This window comes from Methylobacterium fujisawaense (assembly GCF_014138435.1).
GTDB classification, from domain to species: domain Bacteria; phylum Pseudomonadota; class Alphaproteobacteria; order Rhizobiales; family Beijerinckiaceae; genus Methylobacterium; species Methylobacterium fujisawaense.
This window is the reverse complement of sequence record NZ_JACJIM010000003.1, coordinates 33605-54692: the sequence shown is the minus strand read 5'-3', so window position 1 is coordinate 54692 and position 21088 is coordinate 33605. Positions and strand designations below refer to the sequence as shown.

Here is a 21088-nt window from a genome sequence, read left to right as displayed (position 1 = left end):
GCGCTACGGAAGGCCTCAGAGGGCCTTCTCGAAGAAATGGTCCGGGTAGGGGTCGTCGTTGAACCGGTCGATCTCCACCCAGCCCGATCGCCGGTAGAGCGTCAGGGCCTCGGGGAGGGCACTGTTGGTGTCGAGCCGCAGCGTCCGGATCCCGAGGTCGCGGGCGGCCACCTCGGCCGCCTGCATCAGCCGCTTGGCAAGGCCCAGCCCGCGGGCCGCGGGATCGATCCAGAGCCGCTTGATCTCCGCGACCGCGCCGCCGTTCCCCTTGAGCCCGACGCATCCGACCGGCAGGCCGTCGCCGCTCGCGAGCAGGAATACGCCGCGTGGGCGCACCATGGCGGCGGCCTCGGGGTCGCACGACCGCGCGACGTCGAACCCGCCGGCGAATCGGCTGGCCAGCTCGGCGTAGTAGGCGTCGAGGCAGGCGCGGGACGCCGCGCCGGTCGGATCAGTCTCCGTGATGGCGATGGCGTCGTGGCCGAGAACCAGGGCGACCCGGTCCATGGCGTGCAGGAGCGCGTCCACCTGCGGCGCGCGCTCCAGCAGGGCGACGGCGCGGGCATCCGACAGCGCCTCGTAGGCCGCGAACTCGCTCCGCCCGGCCTCGGTCAGCGACGCGATCCGGCGACGGGCATCCGCGGGATGCGGCGCCGTCGCGACCAGTCCCTCCTCCTCCAGGCCCCGCAGGAGACGGCTCATCAGGCCGGAATCGAGGCCGAGATAGGTGCGGATCGCGCCGACCTCCGTGCGCCCGGCCCCAATCGCGTTCAGGACGCGTGCGGCCCCCAGGGGACGGCCCCGGCCGAGGAACGAGGAATCGAGCGCACCGACCTCAGCGGTGACGGCACGGGCGAACCGGCGGACATGGGCGATCTCGGCGGACGTCATTTTATCTGACTAAAGTCAGATATCGGCGCTGGTCAACTGAGGAAGTCGGAGAAGCCGCCGCGGATCGCGCCCGAGGCTTCGGCTGCCGCGCGGGAGGCGGGGGCGGTCAGCGCATCGCGCTCGTCGGCATAGCGGTAGCCCGGCGCCTCGCCCGGGAAGCCGCCGCCGGTGGCCGGATGGGTGTAGAGTTCGGTCAGGCCGTCGGGGAGCTGGGCCAGCAGCGCCGCGACGCGCACCGGTGTCATGGCGCCGGACCAGGCCAGGCCGAGGGTGCGGTCGGGGATCAGCAGCCCGGCCTGACGGGCGCGCACGGCGAGCAGCGCCGCCCAGGGGGCGATGTCGAGGGCGGCCCGCGGCCGCGCTCCGGGCTCGGCGCGGCGCAGGATCTCCCGCGGCTCCCGGGGCACCCGCAGGGCGCGCATGCCGAAGTCGCGGCCGATGCGCAGCACCGCGCCCGCGATCAGCGGATGGACGTGGAAATGCTTGTGGGCGTTGACATGGTCGAGCGGCAGGCCGGTCGCCCGGTAGGCCTCGAACTGGGCGCGGATCTCGGCCGCGAGCTGCCGCCGGGCGGCGGGCTTGCGGGCGAAGTCGAGGCCGAGGCGCCCCATGTCGGCGCGCATCAGACCGGCCGCGTCGGTCAGGTCGGGCAGGTCCGCGGGGGGGAGGGTGGGCCACGCCTCGACGAGGACGAGGTGCAGCCCGACCCGCAGGGACGGCATCCGCCGGGCCCGCGCCACCGCGTCGGCGGCGGCCGGCGCCGAGACCATCAGGCTCGCCGCCGTGAGGATCCCGTCGCGATGGGCCTGCTCGACGGCCTCGTTGACCTCGGGGCTCAGCCCGAAATCGTCCGCGGTGACGACCAGACGCTTCACGCAAACCTCGTAACGGGTGTCGAGAGGGCGTGCCCTCTCGCGGGTCCAGGGCGGAGCCCTGGGTAGGGGGCGGGGCTCTGCCCCGCTCCCCGCCGGGGCCGAAGGCCCCGGACCCCTGACTTACGCCGCCTTGGCGGTGCCCTGACGCTCCTTGAGGAAGCGGTAGAACTCGACGCCCTCGCGCAGGCGGCGCTTCATCATGTCGGGCGAGCGCACCATCTCGCTCACGATCGAGGCGATCTTCGGCGCCCGGAAGTAGAACTTCTTGTAGAACTCCTCGACCGAGGTGAAGATCTCGGTGTGCGAGAGGTGCGGGTAGTGCAGCGGCGCGACCTGCACGCCGTTCTCGTCGACGAGTTCGGCGTTCTCGATGTCGAGCCAGCCGTTCTCCACCGCCTGCTTGTACAGGAAGGTGCCCGGGTAGGGCGCGGCCAGGGAGACCTGGATCGTGTGCGGGTTGATCCGCTTGGCGAAGGCGATCGTCTCCTGGATCGTCTCCTTGGTCTCGCCCGGCAGGCCGAGGATGAAGGTGCCGTGGATGGCGATGCCCAGGTCGTGGCAATCCTTGGTGAACTTCTCGGCGACCTCGACCCGCATGCCCTTCTTGATGTTGTGCAGGATGGTCTGGTTGCCGGACTCGTAGCCGACCAGCAGCAGGCGCAGGCCGTTCTCCTTGAGCACCTTCAGGGTCTCGCGCGGCACGTTCGCCTTGGCGTTGCACGACCACGTGACGCCGAGCTTGCCGAGCTCGCGGGCGATCTCCTCGGCGCGCGGGAGGTTGTCGGTGAAGGTGTCGTCGTCGAAGAAGAACTCCTTGGTCTGCGGGAACTCCTTCAGGCAGTACTTGATCTCTTCGATCACGTGGGCGACCGAGCGGGTGCGGTAGGTGTGGCCGCCGACGGTCTGCGGCCAGAGGCAGAAGGTGCAGCGGCTCTTGCAGCCCCGGCCGGAGTAGAACGAGATGTAGGGGTGCTTCAGGTAGCCGATGAAGTACTTCTCCATCTCCAGGTCGCGCTTGTAGACGCTGGTGACGAAGGGCAGCTGGTCCATGTCGGTCATGATCTCGCGGTCCTCGTTATGGACCACGACACCGTTGGCGTCGCGATAGGACAGGCCCTTGATCTCCGACATCGGGACGCCCTCGGCGACTTCCTTGACGGTGAAGTCGAACTCGTTGCGGGCGCAGAAATCGACCACCGGGGCCTGGGCCATGGCGCCGGCGGCGTCGACCGCGACCTTGGCGCCGATCAGGCCGGCGATCAGCTTCGGGTTGGCGGCCTTCAGCGCCTCGATCGTCTTCACGTCGGACTTGAACGACGGCACCGAGGTGTGGAGCACGACGAGGTCGAAGTCGTTGGCCTGGGCCACGATCTCGGGAAGCTTGATGTTGTGCGGCGGCGCGTCGATCAGCTTCGAGTTCGGCACCAGGGCGGCCGGCTGGGCCAGCCAAGTCGGGTACCAGAACGACTTGATCTCGCGCTTGGCTTGATAGCGGGAGCCGGCACCGCCGTCGAAACCGTCGAAGGTGGGGGCCTGGAGGAAGAGCGTGCGCATGGGGTTCAAGGCCTCAGGGCAATGCCGGGGGGAGGGGGAAGGAAGCGAAAGCCGGGATCAGCGGGTGGGCGCGCCGGCATCGCGGCCGAGTTCGGCGTCCGGGATCAGGGTGCCATCCGCAACCACGTGATAATCGTGACCTTTCCATGTCACCGCCCCCGACACGAAGGCCCAGGAGAAGTTCAGGAAGGAGAGGATGTCGCGGATCGGCAACAGTCCGTAGGGGTGCGGAGCCAAGCCGAAGGCACGCTCCAGTTGCCGACAGAGCAGGACCCGACTCGCCAGCGCCGCAGCGGCGACCCAGAGCGCGCCGGTGCCGGCGCCGGGCAGGAGGGCGCCCAGCAAGGCGAGGGGGAAGGCGTGGGTGACGATCGAGCCGGCATAGCCGGCCGGATCGACGGTGCGGATGGTGCGGTTCCAGCGCAGCTCGTGCCGCCACAGGCCGGCGAGGTCGGTGTCGACGCTGGTATGGCCGATGGTGAAGCTGGGGATCGCCACACGGCCGCCGAGGCCGCGCAGGGCGGCGCCGATGGCGTAATCGTCCGCGAGATCGTTGCGGAAGGTGCGGAAGCCCCCCACCGCCTCGAGGCTCGCCCGGGTGAAGGCCACGGTGGAGCCGAAGCAGGGCTTCGCCAATCCGAGGCTCAGGCCCATCACCACGTTGGGCAGGAACTGCGTGTCGATCGCGAGCGTCGAGAGCTGGTCGTAAAGGCCGCGATAAGCGGGCACGCCGTGATACAGGCAGGTGACGCCGGTGACGCCGTCCTGCGACAGCTCCGCCACGAGGCGCTCCAGATAGTCGGGGCCGACCACCATGTCGCTGTCGGCCAACACCACCACGTCGTGGGCGATGGCCTCGGCCATGTTGATCAGGTTCGAGACCTTCCGGTTCGAGCCGTGCTGGCGGCCGTCGATCACGAGATCGATGCGGGCATCGGGATAGGCCTGCTGCAGCCGCTCCACCACGCCGATCGCCGGATCGGTGGTCCTCTGGACGCCGAACAGGATCTGGACCGGCCCGGCATAGTCCTGGCGCAGCACGGTCTCGAGATTCGCGTAGAGGTTCGGCTCGAGACCGCAGAGCGGCTTGAGGACGGTCACGGAAGGCCGGGCCGCGCCGCCGGCAAGCACCGGGGGGCGGCGCGCCGCGTAGCGGCCGGCGCAGACGGCGGCGGCCAAGCCGTAGACGCAGCCCGCCGCCGCCAGGATCAGGCAGAGCAGCGAAAGCCACGAGAGGCCGAGCAGCGCCAGCGAAGAGACATCCATCCGGTCGGATCCGTGCGGTCGTCCGGCCGCCTCAGGCGGCGAAGGCCGCGAACGGCCGGTTCAGGTCGGCACTGGCGGAGACGACGCTCACGGCGTCGGCTTCGCGGCGAGCATGCCGTCGGCCCGCGCCCGGAGGAACTTCACGACGCCGTCGGCCCCCCCGGATTTCAGCGGCGCCGACAGGGCGTTCCGCTGCGCGGCGATCTCGCTGACATCGCCGTTGAGCAGCACATCCTGGATGCGGTTGTCGGCGTTGACCACGAAGTCGACGGCGGAATCGTCGCCATCCGCCGCGGTGACGCGGGTCGGCACCACGCGCTGGGCGCCGCGCTCCTCGATCTTCGGGGTCACCTCGAACTTGCCGCCGGCGGCGCGGGCCAGCCGGTTGGCGTAGGTGACGGTCAGGCTGCGCTTGAAGGCGTCGATCACCGCCGCCTGCTGCTCCGGGGTGAAGCTCGACCATTTCGAGCCCACGGCGATGCGGGTCATGGCGGGAAAATCGAACGCCTTCTCGATCGCGGGCCCGACGGCCTCGACCCGCGCCGGCAGGGGGCTCGGGCCATCCTTCAGCGCCGCCGCGAAGGCGGCGTAGAGGTCGCGCACGGTCTGAACGGCGGCCTCGTCGGCAGCCCAGGCGGGACCCGCGGCGAGCAGCGGCAGGGCCAAGGGAACGGTGATCGAGGGAACGGTGCTCAAGGGAGCGGCGACGAGGGCGGCCGCGAGCCGGCGGGTCAGGCGCACTTCTTCAACTCCTCGCCGTCACCGAGCCGCGATCCCATGCGCGGCGGGGCGTAGCTGTAGAACGGCCCCAGCGTCGCGGGCGGCGCGATCCTCTTGGCCTTGCGTCCGGCCTCCGGAACCGGCTCGCGCTCCTCCTCCTCGGGCGCCTCGGACCGGAGCTTGGACTCGATCCGGTGCCAGAGCAGGAGGCTCGGGAGCCCGACGCCGAGATCGGCGAAGCGCTTGACCAGGGAGAGGGCGAGCGCCGCCTCGGCCGGGATATCGAACAGGCCGCACAGGGCGATCAGGCCGCCCTCCTGCGCGCCGAGGGCACCGGGCACCGCGAAGGCCGCGCCGCGCACCGCCTGGGCGAGGCTCTCGATCATCAGCGCCTGCGCGAAATCGATGGGATAGCCCATGAAGCGCAGGCAGACGTAGACCTCCAGCGTTCCGATCACCCAGCCGGCGAGGTGCACCGCCAGAGCCAGCGCGAAACGCCCGTGGTTGCCGTAGAGCCGGCGCAGGCTGTCGTACAGCTGGTCGATCGCGCCGAAGGCGCGCCATTCGCGCCCCGAGGCGAAGCGGCTGAGCAGCCCCTGGATCAGGCGGTGCCCGGCCCGCCGCTGGATCAGGTAGAAGGCGCCGAGGGCCGGGACCGCCAGGGCCAGGCCGCCCTCGACCGTGTGGGCGATCGGGCCGTCGCCGGAGATCAGGACCAGCAGGGCGAGGCCGACCACGGTGAACAGGAGCTGTGTCAGCGCCTGGGTCATCAGATCGACGAACATGCTGGCGCCCGCGAGCGCGCCGGGGACGTTGCGCTTCGACAGGAGGCGCGCGCCGACGAAGTCGCCGCCGACGGTGGCAACGGGCAGCAGCGTGTTGATGCCCTCACGGACGAAGCGGAGGGACACGCAGTCGGCGAGCTTGGCCGCGGCCCGCGGAAAGACCACGTACCAGCCGAGCCCCGCCCAGGCGACGGCCACGATGCGGGCGAGCACCACCAGGGCGGCGCCCCAGCCGGCGCTCACGACGGCGGCCGACACATCCTCCAGTCCGGAGGACATGAACAGGCCGACGACCGTGCACAGACCGGCGATCGAGGCCAGGGTCGTGAGGCGCTTCATTGTCGTCTTTCAAGCTCGCAAAAGGCTTGATGCGGGAAATCGGTCACGGTCGCGGCAGAAATAGGTCCGTCGGCCCGGGAACGTTTCTGTCACGTTGCAGCACGGATTAGCGGTGTCTATCACCCGTTTGACACACCGGGTGCCAAAGCGGCGCGGGGCTTGAGCGCCTACGCAGAAGGCCGCGGCACGTCGCAGAAGGGGCACACGTCATGGAGCGCGAATCACCGATCACGGCCCTCGAGGCCGTGACCGACGAAACGCATGCCGGCGGCCTTACGGGCAGAATGGAACCGGGTGTCCCGGCCCCCCAGTCCCCGGTCATGGCTTGGAACGAGTGGGATCCGCTGGAGGAGGTGATCGTCGGCTCCCTCGACGGCGCCACGATCCCGACCCATCACCTCACGGTGATCTTCAACCTGCCGCGCGCCGCGCAGCCGTTCTACCGGCTGGCGAGCGGGTGGAAGTATCCGAAGTTCATGAAGAAGCTCGCCCAGGCCGAGCTCGACAATTTCATCACGATCCTGGCCGGCGAGGGCGTAAAGGTCCGCCGCCCCGACGCGGTGGACTTCTCCAAGAAGTTCAAGGCCCCGCGCTGGTCCTCCCGGGGCTTCTGCGTGGCCTGCCCGCGCGACCCGTATCTCGTCATCGGCGACGAGATCATCGAGAGCCCGATGTGCTGGCGCTCGCGCTACTTCGAGGGCGACGCCTACCGGTCGCTGTTCAAGGAATACTTCCGCGCCGGCGCCCGCTGGACCTCGGCCCCGCGGCCGCAGCTCACGGACGACCTCTACAACTACGATTACCGGGTGCCGAACCTGAAGGCCGGCGAGCCCATGCAGTTCACGGTGAACGAGTTCGAGCCGGTCTTCGACGCCGCCGACTTTGTGCGCTGCGGCCGCGACCTGTTCGTCACCCGCTCCAACGTGACGAACCTGATGGGCATCGAGTGGCTGCGCCGCCACCTCGGCCCGGGCTTCCGCATCCACGAGATCGAGAGCCGCTGCCCGCAGCCGATGCACATCGACTCGTCGTTCATGCCGCTGGCCCCCGGCAAGGTGCTGGTGAACCCGGACTATGTCGACGTCGAGAAGCTGCCGGCGGTCCTCAAGAAGTGGGACGTGCTGATCGCCCCGCGCCCCGACCCGGTTGAGGGCTTCATGAGCAAGATCTCGATGTGCTCGCCCTGGACCTCGATCAACGTGCTCGCGATCACCGAGAAGAAGATCGTCGTCGACCAGAGCCAGCCGACGCTGATCAAGGCTCTGAAGGATTGGGGCTTCGACCCGATCCCGGCGCCGTTCCTCAGCTACGGCCCGTTCGGCGGCTCGTTCCACTGCGCGACCCTCGACGTCCGCCGCCGCGGCGTGCTGAAGTCGTACTTCTAGCACCGGTCCACGCCGACGACCGTCATCGCCGGTCGTCGGCGATCGCCGGAGATCCGAACCACGCCCCGCATCCTGAGGCGGCGGGCGATCAACGATCGCTCGGCACCCCAGGATGAGATCGAGGACGGGATGGGCCGGTCGAGCACGCCGTCAGATGCATCCGCGCCGGCACGCAGACGACCGGACTTTCACGGCGCGGACATCCCCTTGATCAGCGCCGTGTTGAATCCCTCGGGGTCGGACATCTGCGGCGCGTGGCCCAGGGCCGGGAACTCCACGAGCCTGGCCCCCGGGATCGCCTGGGCGGCCGCCTTGCCGAGCTCCGGGTAGTTCCCGAGCCGGCCCCGCACCTCCGGCGGGGCGAGGTCCTTGCCGATCGCCGTGTTGTCCTTCTGGCCGATCATCAGCAGGGTCGGCACCGCGATCTGCGGGAACCGGTAGACCACCGGCTCGGTGACGATCATGTCGTAGAGGAGCGCCGAATCCCAGGCGACCGCCTCCTTGCCGGTGCCGCCGTTGAGACCCGCCAGCATCGTCACCCAGGGCTCGTAGCGGGGCTCCCACTGGCCGGCATAGTAGGTCGCCGTCTCGTAGGCTCGGATCGAATCCGCCGTCACCTTCAGCTCGCGCTCGTACCAGTGCTCCACCGAGGTCGGCGGCACGCCCTTGGCGGCCCAGTCCTCCAGGCCGATCGGGTTGACCAGCACGAGCTGCTCCACCGCCTTGGGGTAGAGCAGGGCGTAATGGGCGGCCAGCATGCCGCCCGTGGAATGGCCGACCAGGACCGGGCGCTCGATCCCGAGCTTGGCCAGGAGGGCGTGGGTGTTCTCGGCGAGCTGCCGGAAGGTGAACTGGTAGGCCGCCGGCTTGCTCGACTTGCAGAAGCCGATCTGGTCCGGCGCGATCACCCGGTACCCGGCGGCGCTGAGCGCCCGGATCTGGCTCTCCCAGGTGGCGGCGCAGAAGTTCTTGCCGTGCAAAAGCACCGCGGTCCGGCCGTTCGGCGTCGCCGGTCGGACGTCGAGATAGGCCATCTGCAGCGGCTGGCGCTGCGAGGTGAACAGGAACCGCTCCACCGGGAACGGGTAGGCGAAGCCCTCGAGCTCCGGCCCGTAGGTCGGCTGCGGTTGCGGCTCCGCGGAGACGCCGCCGGGCAGCGCCAGGGCCAGGAGGGCGGAGGCGAGGACGGTTCGAAGCATGGCCGCGACGGAGCCTGATCTGCGAGCGGCGTGCGGCGCCGCGCCGCCCGCTCAGATCGGGCATCCGGGATGCCCTGTCCATGCGCAGTCGGCATTTGTCGCGCCGCGGCTACGCGGCTCGGGCAACCCGCGCTATCTGCTGCGTGCCGATCTGTCCTGTCGCGGATTTCCCCATGCTGCGCCTCTCCGCTCTGACTGTCCTCGTCGGCGTGTTCAGTCTCGGATCCGCACCAGCCCGCGCCGCCGACGCCTGCGACGCGCTCGCCGCGACGGTGATCCGCGCGACCGGAGCCTCCCTGGCCGGTCGGACGGGCCCCGTCGCGGTATTCCGGGCGCAGGATGCCGAGCGGATGAGCCTCGATTGCCGCGCCCCCGCCCGGCTGACCGTGGCATCCCTCGATCGCGAGCCGCCCCCGGGCTACTTCATCCTGATCGGCCGCGCGGCGCGGGCGCTGGCCGGGGCTGACGCCGCCTCGGCCGAGGTTCTGGCGCTCAACCTCCACCAGGCCAGCCTTCTGGCGCAGGCCCCGCGCCGGGGCGGCATCGGCCCGATCCTGATGCTGTGCGAGACCGGGGCCCGGACCGATGGCCTGAGGGACGACCTCACCGTCTGCCGGCTGGCCCACAGGCCCGGGCTTTCGCGGATCCGCCGCGCGGGCTAGACCGGCCCGCATGTCGCAGATCGAGACACCCGGCCCCGTCGTCCAAGTCGGCGGCGTCCGCTTCGCCAATCACCTGCCGCTGACGCTGATCGCCGGCCCATGCCAGCTCGAAGGGCGCCAGCACGCCCTGGAGATCGCCGCCGCCCTCAAGGAGATGGCCGCGGGCCTCGGCGTCGGTCTCGTGTTCAAGACCTCCTTCGACAAGGCCAACCGCACCTCCGGCAGCGCCGCCCGGGGCATCGGCCTCGACGGGGCGCTCCCGGTCTTCGCCGAGATCCGCGAAACCCTCGGGCTGCCGGTGCTGACCGACGTGCACGCCGCCGAGCAATGCGCCCCCGCCGCCGAGGCGGTGGACGTGCTCCAGATCCCCGCCTTCCTGTGCCGCCAGACCGACCTGCTGCTGGCCGCGGCCGCGACCGGCCGGGCGGTCAACATCAAGAAGGGTCAGTTCCTGGCGCCCTGGGACATGAAGCACGTCGCCGCCAAGGTGACGGAGGCCGGCAATCCCAACGTCATCGTCACCGAGCGCGGCGCCTCCTTCGGCTACAACACCCTGGTCTCGGACATGCGCAGTCTGCCGATCATGGCGCAGGTCACGCAGGGCGCGCCGGTGGTGTTCGACGCCACCCACTCGGTGCAGCAGCCCGGCGGCCAGGGGGCGAGTTCCGGCGGCCAGCGGGAATTCGTCGCCGTCCTCGCCCGCGCCGCCGTGGCGGTGGGCGTGGCGGGCGTGTTCATCGAGACGCATCCCGACCCGGACCGGGCCCCCTCGGACGGCCCCAACATGGTGGCGCTGAAGGACCTGCCGGCGCTGCTCGAGGAACTCCTCGCCTTCGACCGCCTCGCCAAGCGCCGGACCGCCTGAGCGGCTCAGGCGGCCTCCGGCTCCAGCACGTGGATCCGCAGGGGCTGGACGAGGCCGAACCGCCCGTCCGCCTCGCGCGCGGCCGCCTTGTGGAAAGCCTCCGCGATCACGGGGCGCCGGTCCCGAATGGTCGCGGCGCGGGCCGGGTCCACGGCGCTGACGCGGGCGAGGAAGGCGTCGAGGGAGTCGAAGTGCTCCCGCCGCTCGACGGTCACGTCGCGGCGGCACGCGTAGGCGCGGCGGGCCAGGGCGTCGGCGATGGCCGCCTGGGCCGCGGCCCGGACCGCCGTCTCGTCCTCGATCGGCCGCAGGGCGTCGAAGAAGCTGCCCTCCGCCAGGGGCTCCACCACGACGAGCCGGCCGCCCGGGACCATCACGCGCGCCGCCTCGGCGAGGGCGGCCGCCGGGTCCGGCACGTGGTGCAGGGCGTTCAGCATCACGGCGCCGTCGAAGCCGGCATCGGGGAAGGGCAGGGCCTCGCCGGTCGCGGACTCGAAGCGCGCCTCCGGCACGGTCTCCCGCGCCCGGGCGAGCGCCGCCCCACCGGGGTCGATGCCGGTGACCGCCGCGCCGGCGTCAGCCAGCCGGCGCGCGAGCGCCCCGGGCCCGCAGCCGATGTCGAGGATCCGCTTGCCGGGCAGGGGCGCGAAGCTGTCGCGGATCAGGGTCCAGGCATCCATCGTCGGTCCTCCGGACGGAGCCGTAGCACGACCGCCCCGGAGGAGGGCGGATTTCCGCCGCCGGGCCCGGCCGATCGGCCAATGCGCCGCCCTCGGGCCCCGGCCGCCACCGTCGCCGGCCGCGGCCGCGCCAGGCTCTTCGCAAGAGTTCGGGCGTGCTCCACAGGCGAACGCTCAAGCTTGACCGCAATCACGGCGGCGCGAGCGCCGATGAACAACGGTTCAGGATCCCGACTGTGTGCGCATACGCACCAAAACTCCGGGCGAGATCTGGAACGGTATCGGGGTGACAACGTTATCGGGCATGTTCGATCGAGGATCGAGAAGGAACACTATGCGCAAGATCGGTATCATCGCCACCGCCGCCGCCATGGCCATTGGCAGCGTCGCCGCCACGACGGGCGCCGAGGCGCGTCCGTGGGGCTACCACGGCGGTTACGGCGGCTACGGCCACGGCTACTACCGCGGCCGCCGCGGCATCGGCACCGGTGCCGCCATCGGCCTCGGCATCGCCGGCCTCGCCGCCGGTGCGATCGCCGCCGGCGCGGCCCGCGACAGCTACTACGGCGGTGGCTACGGCTACGCCCCGTCCTACGGCTACGGCTACGCCCCGGTCTACGGCGGCTACGGCTACGCGGCTCCGGGCTACGGCTACTACGGCTACGGCTACTGAGATCTGAGATCCGGATGGATCGGGGGCGACCGGCGCGAGCCGGTCGCCCTTTTCGTTTGGCCGGTCAGCGTCCGCGGTAGGGCGGCACACCCGGATCCGGCAGCCACGCGTTCTTCGGCAGCTCGCCCGTCTGCCAGAACACGTCGATCGGGATGCCGCCGCGGGGATACCAGAAGCCGCCGATGCGCAGGTAGCGCGGCTCCAGGAGGTCGCGCAGCCGCTTGCCGATCGCCACGGTGCAATCCTCGTGGAACGCGCCGTGGTTGCGGAATGAGCCGAGGTAGAGCTTCAGCGACTTCGACTCCACGAGCCAGTCGCCGGGCACGTAGTCGATCACCAGGATCGCGAAATCCGGCTGCCCGGTGACCGGGCAGATCGAGGTGAATTCGGGCGCGGTGAACCGGGCGACGTAGTCGGTGTCCGCGTGCGGGTTCGGGACCCGGTCGAGTCGCGCCTCCTCGGAGGAGGTGGGGAAGGGCGTCGGCTGGCCGAGCTGGAGGTCGTTGGCGGAGGTCATGGCGGGCATATAAAGCCTGTCGGCGCCGCGCGCATCTGTCTGATCCGCGACGCTTTCCCGGGTGGACCGGGCTGTGCGCCGCCCGTCCCGACGCTTGCCGCCGGCCGCCGCTTGACGGATAAGCCGCCGCGATGCGCCGCACCCTCTGATTTGGGCGCGGCCACCGACCCGCGGCCCCCGCGAGAGGACGTTCCATGACCGCGATCACCAATATCAGCGCCCGCGAGATTCTCGACAGCCGCGGCAACCCCACGGTCGAAGTCGACGTCATCCTGGAGGACGGCTCCTTCGGCCGCGCCGCGGTGCCGTCGGGCGCCTCCACCGGCGCCCACGAGGCCGTGGAGCTGCGCGACGGCGACAAGAATCGGTTCCTCGGCAAGGGCGTCCTCAAGGCGGTCGAGGCGGCCCAGACCGAGATCCTCGACGCGATCGGCGGCATGGAGGCCGAGGATCAGGTCGCGGTCGACGAGGCGATGATCGAGCTCGACGGCACGCCCAACAAGGCGCGGCTCGGCGCCAACGCGATCCTGGGCGTCTCGCTGGCGGTGGCCAAGGCTGCGGCCGAGGCGTCCGGCCTGCCGCTCTACCGCTACGTCGGCGGCGTGCAGGGCCGGGTGCTGCCGGTGCCGATGATGAACATCATCAACGGCGGGGCGCATGCCGACAACCCGATCGACTTCCAGGAATTCATGATCATGCCGGTGGGCGCCGATTCGCTCGCCGAGGCCGTGCGCATGGGCTCCGAGGTGTTCCACACCCTCAAGGGCAAGCTGAAGAAGGCCGGCCACAACACCAATGTCGGCGACGAAGGCGGCTTCGCTCCGAACCTGCCGTCTGCCGAGGCCGCTCTCGACTTCGTGATGGAGGCGATCAGCGCCGCCGGCTTCAAGCCCGGCCAGGACATGGCCCTGGCGCTCGACTGCGCCGCCACCGAGTTCTTCAAGGACGGCGCCTACGCCTACGAGGGCGAGGGGAAGACCCGCACCATCGAGGCGCAGGTCGATTACCTCGCGCAGCTCGTCGCCACCTATCCGATCGTCTCCATCGAGGACGGCATGTCGGAGGACGACTGGGCCGGCTGGAAGCTCCTGACCGACAAGATCGGCGCGCAGTGCCAGCTCGTGGGCGACGACCTGTTCGTCACCAACGTCGAGCGCCTGTCCCGCGGCATCGCGGAGGGCACGGCCAACTCGATCCTGATCAAGGTCAACCAGATCGGCTCGCTCACCGAGACCCTGGCGGCGGTCGATATGGCCCAGCGCGCCGGCTACACCGCGGTGATGTCGCACCGTTCCGGCGAGACCGAGGATTCGACCATCGCCGACCTCGCGGTCGCCACCAATTGCGGGCAGATCAAGACCGGCTCGCTCGCCCGCTCGGACAGACTGGCCAAGTACAACCAGCTGATCCGCATCGAGGAAGGCCTGGGCCCGCAGGCGCTCTATGCCGGCCCGGCGGCGCTCAAGCAGCTCGCCCGGCGCTGATCCGGCGGATCCTGCTGACCGGCCTGCTCACCCTCGGAGCGGCCGGCCCGGCCTGTGCCGACCCGCTCTGCGACGGCGCACGTCCGACGCTCAGCGCGCAACTGCTGTTCGGCCTGTCGCGGCCGGATGGCGGCCTCATCCCGCAGCGGGCCTTCGACCGGTTTCTGGCCGAGCGGATCACCCCCCGCTTCCCGGACGGGCTGACGGTGTTCTCCGGTCGGGGCCAGTGGCGCGGGCCGGACGGACGGCGCGTGCATGAGGCTGCCCGCATCGTCCTCATCGTCACCGGGGCGACGCCCGAGGCGGTCGCGGCCCTGCGCAGCATCAAGGAAGAGTACCGGGAGCACTTCGCCCAGGGCGCCGTCGGGCTGGTGCTGCAGCGGAGCTGTGCGCTGTTCTGAGGGCGGCGGCAGGACGGGGGGAGGCCGGTCTTCCGGGCCCCGCAGCCTGCGCCGCCTCAGGCCGACGTGGCATCGGACGGCTCCGCCGGCACGGTCCAGACCCGCATCGGCCGCGACAGGCCCCGCAACTCGATCGTCCCGACAGGCTCCAGCCGCCGGGCGCACCGCTCGGCGAAGGAATCCGAGACCAGGAGCGCATGGCCGAGGGCCGCGCACTGGCTCTCGATCCGGCTGGCCTCGTTGACCGCCCGCCCGATGATCGTGAAGTCGAGGCGCCGCTCGGTCCCGACATTGCCGTAGATGACCGTCCCGAAATGCACCACGCACTCGGCCGGCAGCTCCGGCAGACCCGCGGCGCGGCGGCGGTCGTTGAGCGCCGCGTTGGCGGCGAGCCCCTCGGTCGCGGCATCCAGGGCGCCGCCGCAGACCGGGCAGGGGAGGGTGTCGGCGTCCGGCACCGGGAAGATGGCCAGGAACCCGTCACCCAGGAATTTCAGGATCTCGCCGCCGTGCCGCGCCACCGGGTCGCCCAGCGCGTCGAAATGCTCGTTGAGCCACGTGACCATGTCGGCCGGATCGACCCGGTCGGCCAGCGCCGTGAAGCCGCGCAGGTCCGTCAGCAGGATGGCGGCCGGAATGGCCCGCCCCTCGCCGCGCCGGATCTGGCCGTCGAGCACCCGCTCGGCGGTGGAACGGCCGAGATAGGTCGCCGACACCTCGCGGAACGTGTGGGCCAAGCTCATCTTGGCGATCGCCAGCGTCAGGAACGGCAGGACGTCGGCGATGGCCGACAGGTGCGCCTCGGTGAAGCCGCCGGCGCCGCGGGTGCAGAACGACACCGCGATGCCGCGCAGCGCGGTGCCGGGCGCAAACTCGACGATGTGCAGCACGTAATCGACGCCGCCCTGTGCCCCGAGGGCCTTCAGGACCGGAAAGTCCGTCTCCAGCTCGGGCGCGTCGAGGCGCCAGCGGCCGAAGGTCTCGCCCTTCTCCACCAGCGCGTAGACGGGGCTCAGGAGCCAGTCGCTCTCCTCGTCGGCACCGTGGGCGTTGGCCACGAAGGACAGCCCCTCGCCCGCGTGCCAGTTCAGGCTGACGCCGCGCAGGGTCGGATCGAGGGCCGGGGCCATGACGCTGACCCGCCAGACGGGGATGCCCGCGCCGACCAGCGCCTCGCAGAATCCGGAGAGCAGGCTGTCGTGGTCGTCGGTCGCCGTTGCGTGCGCGGCGACCCAGCGTCCCAGATGCGTCAGGTCCATCCCTCAGCCTCGCCCCTGTCCGTGCCGATCACGCCCCGAACCTGTCGCGGCACGATCGCAAAGAACCATTAACCTTTCCGCGCGAGGGTCGCGCCATGGTCGTGCGCCGCCGAGTCAGAATGGTTGTGTTGCCGCTGGGTCTCTGGACCCTGTCGGCGCTCGTGGTCGGCTATTTCGTGTGGCAGGCCGAGAGCGGCAACCGCGGACTCGAAGCCAAGAAGGCGCTGAAAATCCGCGCCTACGGCCTCAATCAGGAACTCGCCGCCGTGCGGGCCGAGCGCGCCACCTGGGAGCACCGGGTCGCGCTGCTGAAGAGCGACCAGATCGACCGCGACCTCCTGGAGGAACGGGCGCGGATCGTGCTCGGCCGGGTCCACGCCAACGACGTGGTTATCATCACGCCCTGATCGCCGCCGGGCCCCGTGAGTCCGCCCCGAAAGTCCTCTGACAAGAGCGGCTTCCTGTCAGAGCGGCAGCCCTCGCTTTCCAATCCTCGCTGTCCTACACCCCCACCACGTCGCGTGGAATCACGGGGAGAGCGCCGATGGACGCCGCCAAGGAGCCTGCCAAGGACGCTTCGTCCTCCCAATCGCAGGCCGCGAGCCCTCAGGCGGCCGAGGCGCACAAGCCGGCGCCCAACATGCCGCAATTCACCCGGGACGAGGATCTCCACGCCTACCACGAGATGCTGCTGATCCGGCGCTTCGAGGAGAAGGCCGGCCAGCTCTACGGCATGGGCCTGATCGGCGGCTTCTGCCACCTCTATATCGGCCAGGAGGCCGTGGTGATCGGCATGCAGATGGCCTCGGTCGAGGGCGACCAGGTCATCACCGGCTACCGCGACCACGGCCACATGCTGGCCTGCGGCATGGACCCGAAGGGCGTCATGGCCGAGCTGACCGGCCGCCGCGGCGGCTACAGCCGCGGCAAGGGCGGCTCGATGCACATGTTCAGCCGCGAGAAGCAGTTCTTCGGCGGCCACGGGATCGTCGGCGCGCAGGTCTCGCTGGGCACGGGCCTCGCCTTCGCCGACCATTACCGGGAGAACGGCAAGGTCAGCCTGACCTATATGGGCGACGGCGCGGCCAACCAGGGCCAGGTCTACGAGAGCTTCAACATGGCGGCGCTCTGGAAGCTGCCGGTCGTCTACGTCATCGAGAACAACCGCTACGCCATGGGCACCTCGGTGGCCCGGGCCTCGGCGCAGACGGACTTCTCGAAGCGCGGCCTCTCCTTCGGCATCCCCGGCGAGCAGGTCGACGGCATGGACGTGCGCACCGTCCGCGAGGCCGCCACCCGGGCGATCGAGCACGCCCGCAGTGGCCAGGGGCCCTACATCCTGGAGATGCAGACCTACCGCTATCGCGGCCACTCCATGTCCGATCCGGCCAAGTACCGGACCAAGGACGAGGTCTCGAAGATGCGCGACGAGCACGACCCGATCGAGATGGTGCGCAAGCGCCTGCTCGAGCTGCACGGCGTGCCCGAAGCCGAGCTGAAGGCCACCGACGCCAAGGTCCGCGAGACGGTGAACGCCTCGGCCGAGTTCGCCACCAACGATCCCGAGCCGGATCCGTCCGAGCTGTGGACCGACATCCTGCTGGACGCGCACGCCTGAGCGCGTCGCCGACGACGCTGGCCGCCCCCCGAACGAGACGACGACCGCAGAGCTGAGCATGGCGACCGACATCCTGATGCCCGCCCTCTCGCCCACCATGGAGGAGGGCAAGCTCGCCAAGTGGCTGAAGAAGGAGGGCGACCCGATCAAGTCCGGCGACGTGCTGGCCGAGATCGAGACCGACAAGGCCACCATGGAGGTGGAGGCCATCGACGAGGGCGTGCTCGCCAAGATCCTGATCGCGGAGGGCACCGAGGGCGTCGCGGTCAACACGCCGATCGCCGTCATCGCCGGCGAGGGCGAGGATCCGGCGAGCGTCCAGTCCGGCGGCGGGGCGAAGCCCAACGGCGCCGGCGGCCATCCGGCGCCGACGCCCGACATGCAGGCCGAGGGCATGGCCGACAAGCCCGCGCCCGCCGCCAAGACCGGCGACGACGCCCCGAAGGCGCCGGCGGCACCCGCCGTCATCACCAACAAGGCCCGAGAGCCGGTGATGGAGGAGTTCCCGGCCGACACGCCGATGGTCACCCAGACGGTCCGCGAGGCCCTGCGCGACGCCATGGCCGAGGAGATGCGCCGCGACGGCGACGTCTTCGTCATGGGCGAGGAGGTCGCCGAGTATCAGGGCGCCTACAAGGTCACCCAGAACCTGCTGCAGGAATTCGGACCGAAGCGCGTGGTCGACACCCCGATCACCGAGCACGGCTTCGCCGGCATCGGCGTCGGCGCGGCGCTCGCCGGGCTGAAGCCGATCGTGGAGTTCATGACCTTCAACTTCGCCATGCAGGCGATCGACCAGATCATCAACTCGGCAGCCAAGACCCTCTACATGTCCGGCGGCCAGCTCGGCTGCCCGATCGTGTTCCGCGGCCCGAACGGCGCGGCCGCCCGCGTCGCCGCCCAGCACAGCCACGATTACGCCGCGTGGTACTCCAACGTGCCGGGCCTCAAGGTGATCGCGCCCTACACGGCCTCCGACGCCAAGGGCCTGCTCAAGGCCGCGATCCGCGACCCGAACCCGGTGATCTTCCTCGAGAACGAGATCCTGTACGGGCAGTCGTTCCCGGTGCCGCAGCTCGACGACTTCGTGCTGCCGATCGGCAAGGCGCGGATCCACCGCACCGGCAGCGACGTGACCATCGTGTCCTTCGCAATCGGCATGACCTACGCCCTCAAGGCCGCGCAGGCCCTGGCCGAGCAGGGCATCGAGGCTGAGGTGATCGACCTGCGCACGATCCGCCCGATGGACACCGAGACGGTGGTGGAATCGGTGAAGAAGACCGGCCGCTGCATCACCGTCGAGGAGGGCTTCCCGCAATCCGGCGTCGGCGCCGAGATCGTGGCGCGCCTGATGGTCGACGCCTTCGATTTCCTGGACGCGCCGGTCCTGCGCATCACCGGCAAGGACGTGCCGATGCCCTACGCGGCCAATCTGGAGAAGCTGGCGCTGCCGAATGTGGCGGAGGTGGTCGAGGCCGCCAAGAGCGTCTGCTACAAGTGACGGGCGCGCGGGCGGGGCGCATGTCCCCGCCTCCGTCCCGGCAGGGGGCCCAAGGAACAGCCGGCGCGCCATGAGCCAAGATTCCAGCAGCGACTTCGCCGAACTCGCCATCCCGCCCGACGCCCTCGAACAGGGCGGCATCGAGGTGCTGCGCGCCGCCGTGGTCGACGGCGCGGTGAGCGTGGCCCTCCGCCGCTCCTTCGACGACCCGGCCACCTGGGGCCGGCTCCTGGCCGATCTCGCCCGACAGGCAGCCCGCGCCTACGCGCTGGAGACCGACATGTCGGAGGAGGAGGCGGTCGAGCGCATCCGCGCGGGCTGGGAGGCCGAGGGGCTCGACCCCGGCGGCCTCAACTAGCGATGGCTGCCGACCATGGCTGAGGCGGCTGTCCGGCAGGCGACCTACGCGGATCTGGAGGCCGTCCCCGCGCATCTCGTCGCCGAGATCATCGACGGTGTGCTGGAGACGCACCCGCGGCCGCGGCCCCGGCACGCGATGGCCGCGTCCGATTTGTCCACCTTGCTGGGCACCCCGTTCCGTTATGGACGCGGCGGACCCGGCGGCTGGATTTTCATGATTGAACCGGAACTCCACCTGGGTGCCCATGTCGTGGTGCCGGATCTGGCGGCTTGGCGCCGGGAGCGGGTGCCGACCGACTTGGAAGCGGCCCACATCGAGATCGCGCCGGACTCGGTCTGCGAGATCCTCTCGCCCTCCACGGTCCGCCTCGATCGCGGGCGCAAGCGCCGCATCTATGCGGAGGCCAAGATCGGTCACCTCTGGCTGCTCGATCCGGCCGCGGGCGTGCTCGAAGGCTTCGCCCTCGCGGACGGGCGCTGGGTGCTCCTCGCCACGGTCCAGCGCGGCGAGAGCGTGGCCCTTCCACCCTTCGACGCCGTCCCGTTCCCCCTCGACGACCTCTTTCCCTTCGACGATCCGGCCGCCCCGGCCTTGCCCGAGACCTGATGCCATGCCGATCAACGTGCTGATGCCCGCGCTCTCCCCGACCATGGAGAAGGGCAACCTCGCCAAGTGGCTCAAGAAGGAGGGCGACGCGGTCAAGTCCGGCGACGTGCTGGCCGAGATCGAGACCGACAAGGCCACCATGGAGGTGGAGGCCATCGACGAGGGCGTGCTCGCCAAGATCCTCGTGCCCGAGGGCACCGCGGACGTTCCGGTCAACGACCTGATCGCCATCATCGCCGCCGAGGGCGAGGACGTGTCGGAGGCCGCCGCCGGCGGTGCGCCGAAGGCAGCCTCCAACGGAGCGGCCAAGCCTGGCGCCAAGCCTGATGCCAAGCCTGAGCCGAAGGCCGACGCCTCGGCGGCCAACCAGAACACCACGCCCGGCGGCGGCCACATGGGGTACGAGCGGGTGAACGCGGCGCCGGAAGGCGCGCAGCCCGGCGGGGCGCCGCAGGCCAGCACGGGCGGACGGGTCTTCGCTTCGCCGCTCGCCCGGCGGATCGCCAAGCAGGAGGGTGTCGATCTCGGCGCCGTCCAGGGCAGCGGCCCGCACGGCCGCATCATCGCCCGGGACGTCCAGGCCGCGAAGGCCTCCGGGGCCACCCAGGCGCCCGCCGCCCCCCAGGCCGCCGAGGCGCCGAAGGCGGCCACCCCCGCCCCGAAGGCCGCCGCCGCGGGCGGCGCGCCGGCCGGCCTCACGACCGATCAGGTCAAGGGCTTCTACGCCAAGGATGCCTATGAGGAGGTGCCCCTCGACGGCATGCGCAAGACCATCGCCAAGCGCCTCACCGAGGCGATGCAGGTCGCCCCGCACTTCTACCTGACGGTGGATTGCGAGCTCGACGCGCTGATGAAGCTGCGGGAGACGCTCAACGGCTCCGCGGCCAAGGACAAGGACGGGAAGCCCGCCTTCAAGCTCTCGGTGAACGACTTCGTCATCAAGGCGATGGGCCTCGCGCTGACCCGCGTGCCGGCCGCCAACGCGGTCTGGGCCGAGGACCGGATCCTGCGCTTCAAGCACGCCGAGGTCGGCGTCGCGGTCGCCATCGACGGCGGGCTGTTCACCCCGGTGATCCGCCGGGCGGACGAGAAGACGCTCTCGACCATCTCCAACGAGATGAAGGACTTCGCCGCCCGCGCCCGCGCCAAGAAGCTGAAGCCCGAGGAGTACCAGGGCGGCGTCACCTCGGTGTCGAACCTCGGCATGTTCGGCATCAAGCACTTCACCGCGGTGATCAACCCGCCGCAATCGAGCATCCTGGCGGTGGGCGCCGGCGAGAAGCGCGTCGTCGTGAAGGACGGGGCGCCGGCCGTGGTCCAGGTCATGACCTGCACCCTGTCCTGCGACCACCGCGTCCTCGACGGCGCGCTCGGCGCGGAGCTGGTCTCGGCCTTCAAGGGGCTGATCGAGAACCCGATGGGCATGCTGGTCTGAGCCGGAGCACAC

General features: G+C 70.6%; 22 protein-coding genes. 12 read left to right on the top strand and 10 right to left on the bottom strand.

Annotated features, from left to right (window positions below; all coding sequences use genetic code 11):
• Window positions 1–15: 15 nt before the first annotated feature.
• The 6 genes from GGQ91_RS09370 to GGQ91_RS09345 all read right to left on the bottom strand — a co-directional run bounded on the left by GGQ91_RS09370 (window position 16) and on the right by GGQ91_RS09345 (window position 6430).
• Window positions 16–891: a bifunctional helix-turn-helix transcriptional regulator/GNAT family N-acetyltransferase gene (locus tag GGQ91_RS09370; protein ID WP_182591855.1), complete on the bottom strand. Its 876-nt coding sequence runs from the start codon at window positions 889–891 to the stop codon at window positions 16–18.
• 32 nt (window positions 892–923) lie between these two features.
• Window positions 924–1766 carry a hopanoid biosynthesis-associated protein HpnK gene (hpnK, locus tag GGQ91_RS09365; RefSeq protein WP_182591854.1) on the bottom strand — a complete coding sequence of 281 codons (843 nt, stop codon included), beginning with the start codon at window positions 1764–1766 and terminating at the stop codon, window positions 924–926.
• Between the two features lie 120 nt (window positions 1767–1886).
• Window positions 1887–3320 (bottom strand): hopanoid biosynthesis associated radical SAM protein HpnJ, encoded by a 1434-nt coding sequence (gene hpnJ, locus GGQ91_RS09360; RefSeq protein WP_043386333.1) that lies wholly within the window; start codon window positions 3318–3320, stop codon window positions 1887–1889.
• A 57-nt stretch (window positions 3321–3377) separates the two neighbouring features.
• Complete coding sequence (hpnI, locus tag GGQ91_RS09355; RefSeq protein ID WP_182591853.1) at window positions 3378–4586, bottom strand: bacteriohopanetetrol glucosamine biosynthesis glycosyltransferase HpnI; 1209 nt, start codon at window positions 4584–4586, stop codon at window positions 3378–3380.
• An 87-nt stretch (window positions 4587–4673) separates the two neighbouring features.
• Entirely contained in the window at window positions 4674–5327 is a 654-nt protein-coding gene (locus GGQ91_RS09350) for an MlaC/ttg2D family ABC transporter substrate-binding protein (protein ID WP_043350575.1), read from the bottom strand.
• On the bottom strand, window positions 5318–6430 hold the full coding sequence (locus GGQ91_RS09345; RefSeq protein WP_043350577.1) for a flippase-like domain-containing protein: 1113 nt from the start codon (window positions 6428–6430) through the stop codon (window positions 5318–5320). Before GGQ91_RS09345 ends, GGQ91_RS09350 begins: the two co-directional genes overlap by 10 nt.
• Window positions 6431–6639: 209 nt before the next feature.
• On the opposite strand from GGQ91_RS09345, the gene GGQ91_RS09340 reads away from it, so the two are divergent.
• Entirely contained in the window at window positions 6640–7815 is a 1176-nt protein-coding gene (locus GGQ91_RS09340) for an amidinotransferase (protein WP_043350578.1), read from the top strand.
• A gap of 188 nt (window positions 7816–8003) precedes the next feature.
• On the opposite strand, the gene GGQ91_RS09335 is transcribed toward GGQ91_RS09340, so the two are convergent.
• Window positions 8004–9014 carry an alpha/beta fold hydrolase gene (locus tag GGQ91_RS09335; protein ID WP_182591852.1) on the bottom strand — a complete coding sequence of 337 codons (1011 nt, stop codon included), beginning with the start codon at window positions 9012–9014 and terminating at the stop codon, window positions 8004–8006.
• Between the two features lie 173 nt (window positions 9015–9187).
• On the opposite strand from GGQ91_RS09335, the gene GGQ91_RS09330 reads away from it, so the two are divergent.
• Window positions 9188–9676, top strand: a complete 489-nt coding sequence (locus tag GGQ91_RS09330; protein ID WP_182591851.1) for a hypothetical protein — start codon at window positions 9188–9190, stop codon at window positions 9674–9676.
• Between the two features lie 10 nt (window positions 9677–9686).
• The gene (gene kdsA / locus GGQ91_RS09325) at window positions 9687–10541 is read left to right on the top strand and encodes a 3-deoxy-8-phosphooctulonate synthase (RefSeq protein ID WP_043756093.1); all 855 of its coding nucleotides are present in this window, start codon (window positions 9687–9689) and stop codon (window positions 10539–10541) included.
• Window positions 10542–10546: 5 nt separating this feature from the next.
• Here the strand turns inward: kdsA and GGQ91_RS09320 are convergent, their stop codons facing one another.
• A complete protein-coding gene (locus GGQ91_RS09320) occupies window positions 10547–11221 on the bottom strand; it encodes a class I SAM-dependent methyltransferase (protein WP_182591850.1) in 675 nt (224 codons plus the stop codon).
• Between the two features lie 334 nt (window positions 11222–11555).
• Here GGQ91_RS09320 and GGQ91_RS09315 point away from each other — a divergent pair, with 334 nt between their 5' ends.
• Window positions 11556–11894: a hypothetical protein gene (locus GGQ91_RS09315; protein ID WP_043756095.1), complete on the top strand. Its 339-nt coding sequence runs from the start codon at window positions 11556–11558 to the stop codon at window positions 11892–11894.
• A 64-nt stretch (window positions 11895–11958) separates the two neighbouring features.
• Here the strand turns inward: GGQ91_RS09315 and queF are convergent, their stop codons facing one another.
• Window positions 11959–12411, bottom strand: a complete 453-nt coding sequence (gene queF / locus GGQ91_RS09310) for a preQ(1) synthase (RefSeq protein WP_182592128.1) — start codon at window positions 12409–12411, stop codon at window positions 11959–11961.
• A gap of 194 nt (window positions 12412–12605) precedes the next feature.
• On the opposite strand from queF, the gene eno reads away from it, so the two are divergent.
• Both eno and GGQ91_RS28105 read left to right on the top strand, forming a co-directional pair.
• Entirely contained in the window at window positions 12606–13895 is a 1290-nt protein-coding gene (gene eno, locus GGQ91_RS09305; RefSeq protein WP_043356273.1) for a phosphopyruvate hydratase, read from the top strand.
• Window positions 13892–14296, top strand: coding sequence for a DUF3574 domain-containing protein (locus GGQ91_RS28105; protein ID WP_236962139.1), 405 nt, complete (start codon window positions 13892–13894; stop codon window positions 14294–14296). The genes eno and GGQ91_RS28105 overlap by 4 nt, the downstream gene beginning before the upstream one ends.
• A gap of 56 nt (window positions 14297–14352) precedes the next feature.
• Here GGQ91_RS28105 and GGQ91_RS09295 read toward each other — a convergent pair whose 3' ends face one another.
• Window positions 14353–15555: an adenylate/guanylate cyclase domain-containing protein gene (locus GGQ91_RS09295; protein WP_182591849.1), complete on the bottom strand. Its 1203-nt coding sequence runs from the start codon at window positions 15553–15555 to the stop codon at window positions 14353–14355.
• Between the two features lie 95 nt (window positions 15556–15650).
• Between GGQ91_RS09295 and GGQ91_RS09290 the strand changes: the two genes are divergently transcribed.
• The 6 genes from GGQ91_RS09290 to GGQ91_RS09265 all read left to right on the top strand — a co-directional run bounded on the left by GGQ91_RS09290 (window position 15651) and on the right by GGQ91_RS09265 (window position 21076).
• Entirely contained in the window at window positions 15651–15962 is a 312-nt protein-coding gene (locus GGQ91_RS09290; protein ID WP_043356265.1) for an FtsB family cell division protein, read from the top strand.
• A 137-nt stretch (window positions 15963–16099) separates the two neighbouring features.
• The gene (pdhA, locus tag GGQ91_RS09285) at window positions 16100–17173 is read left to right on the top strand and encodes a pyruvate dehydrogenase (acetyl-transferring) E1 component subunit alpha (protein WP_043356263.1); all 1074 of its coding nucleotides are present in this window, start codon (window positions 16100–16102) and stop codon (window positions 17171–17173) included.
• A 58-nt stretch (window positions 17174–17231) separates the two neighbouring features.
• Window positions 17232–18674 carry a pyruvate dehydrogenase complex E1 component subunit beta gene (locus GGQ91_RS09280; RefSeq protein WP_043356260.1) on the top strand — a complete coding sequence of 481 codons (1443 nt, stop codon included), beginning with the start codon at window positions 17232–17234 and terminating at the stop codon, window positions 18672–18674.
• Between the two features lie 70 nt (window positions 18675–18744).
• Window positions 18745–19032 (top strand): DUF5076 domain-containing protein, encoded by a 288-nt coding sequence (locus GGQ91_RS09275; RefSeq protein WP_043356258.1) that lies wholly within the window; start codon window positions 18745–18747, stop codon window positions 19030–19032.
• A 15-nt stretch (window positions 19033–19047) separates the two neighbouring features.
• Entirely contained in the window at window positions 19048–19641 is a 594-nt protein-coding gene (locus tag GGQ91_RS09270; RefSeq protein WP_075379790.1) for a Uma2 family endonuclease, read from the top strand.
• Between the two features lie 4 nt (window positions 19642–19645).
• Window positions 19646–21076 (top strand): pyruvate dehydrogenase complex dihydrolipoamide acetyltransferase, encoded by a 1431-nt coding sequence (locus GGQ91_RS09265; RefSeq protein ID WP_182591848.1) that lies wholly within the window; start codon window positions 19646–19648, stop codon window positions 21074–21076.
• The last annotated feature ends 12 nt before the right edge of the window (window positions 21077–21088 follow it).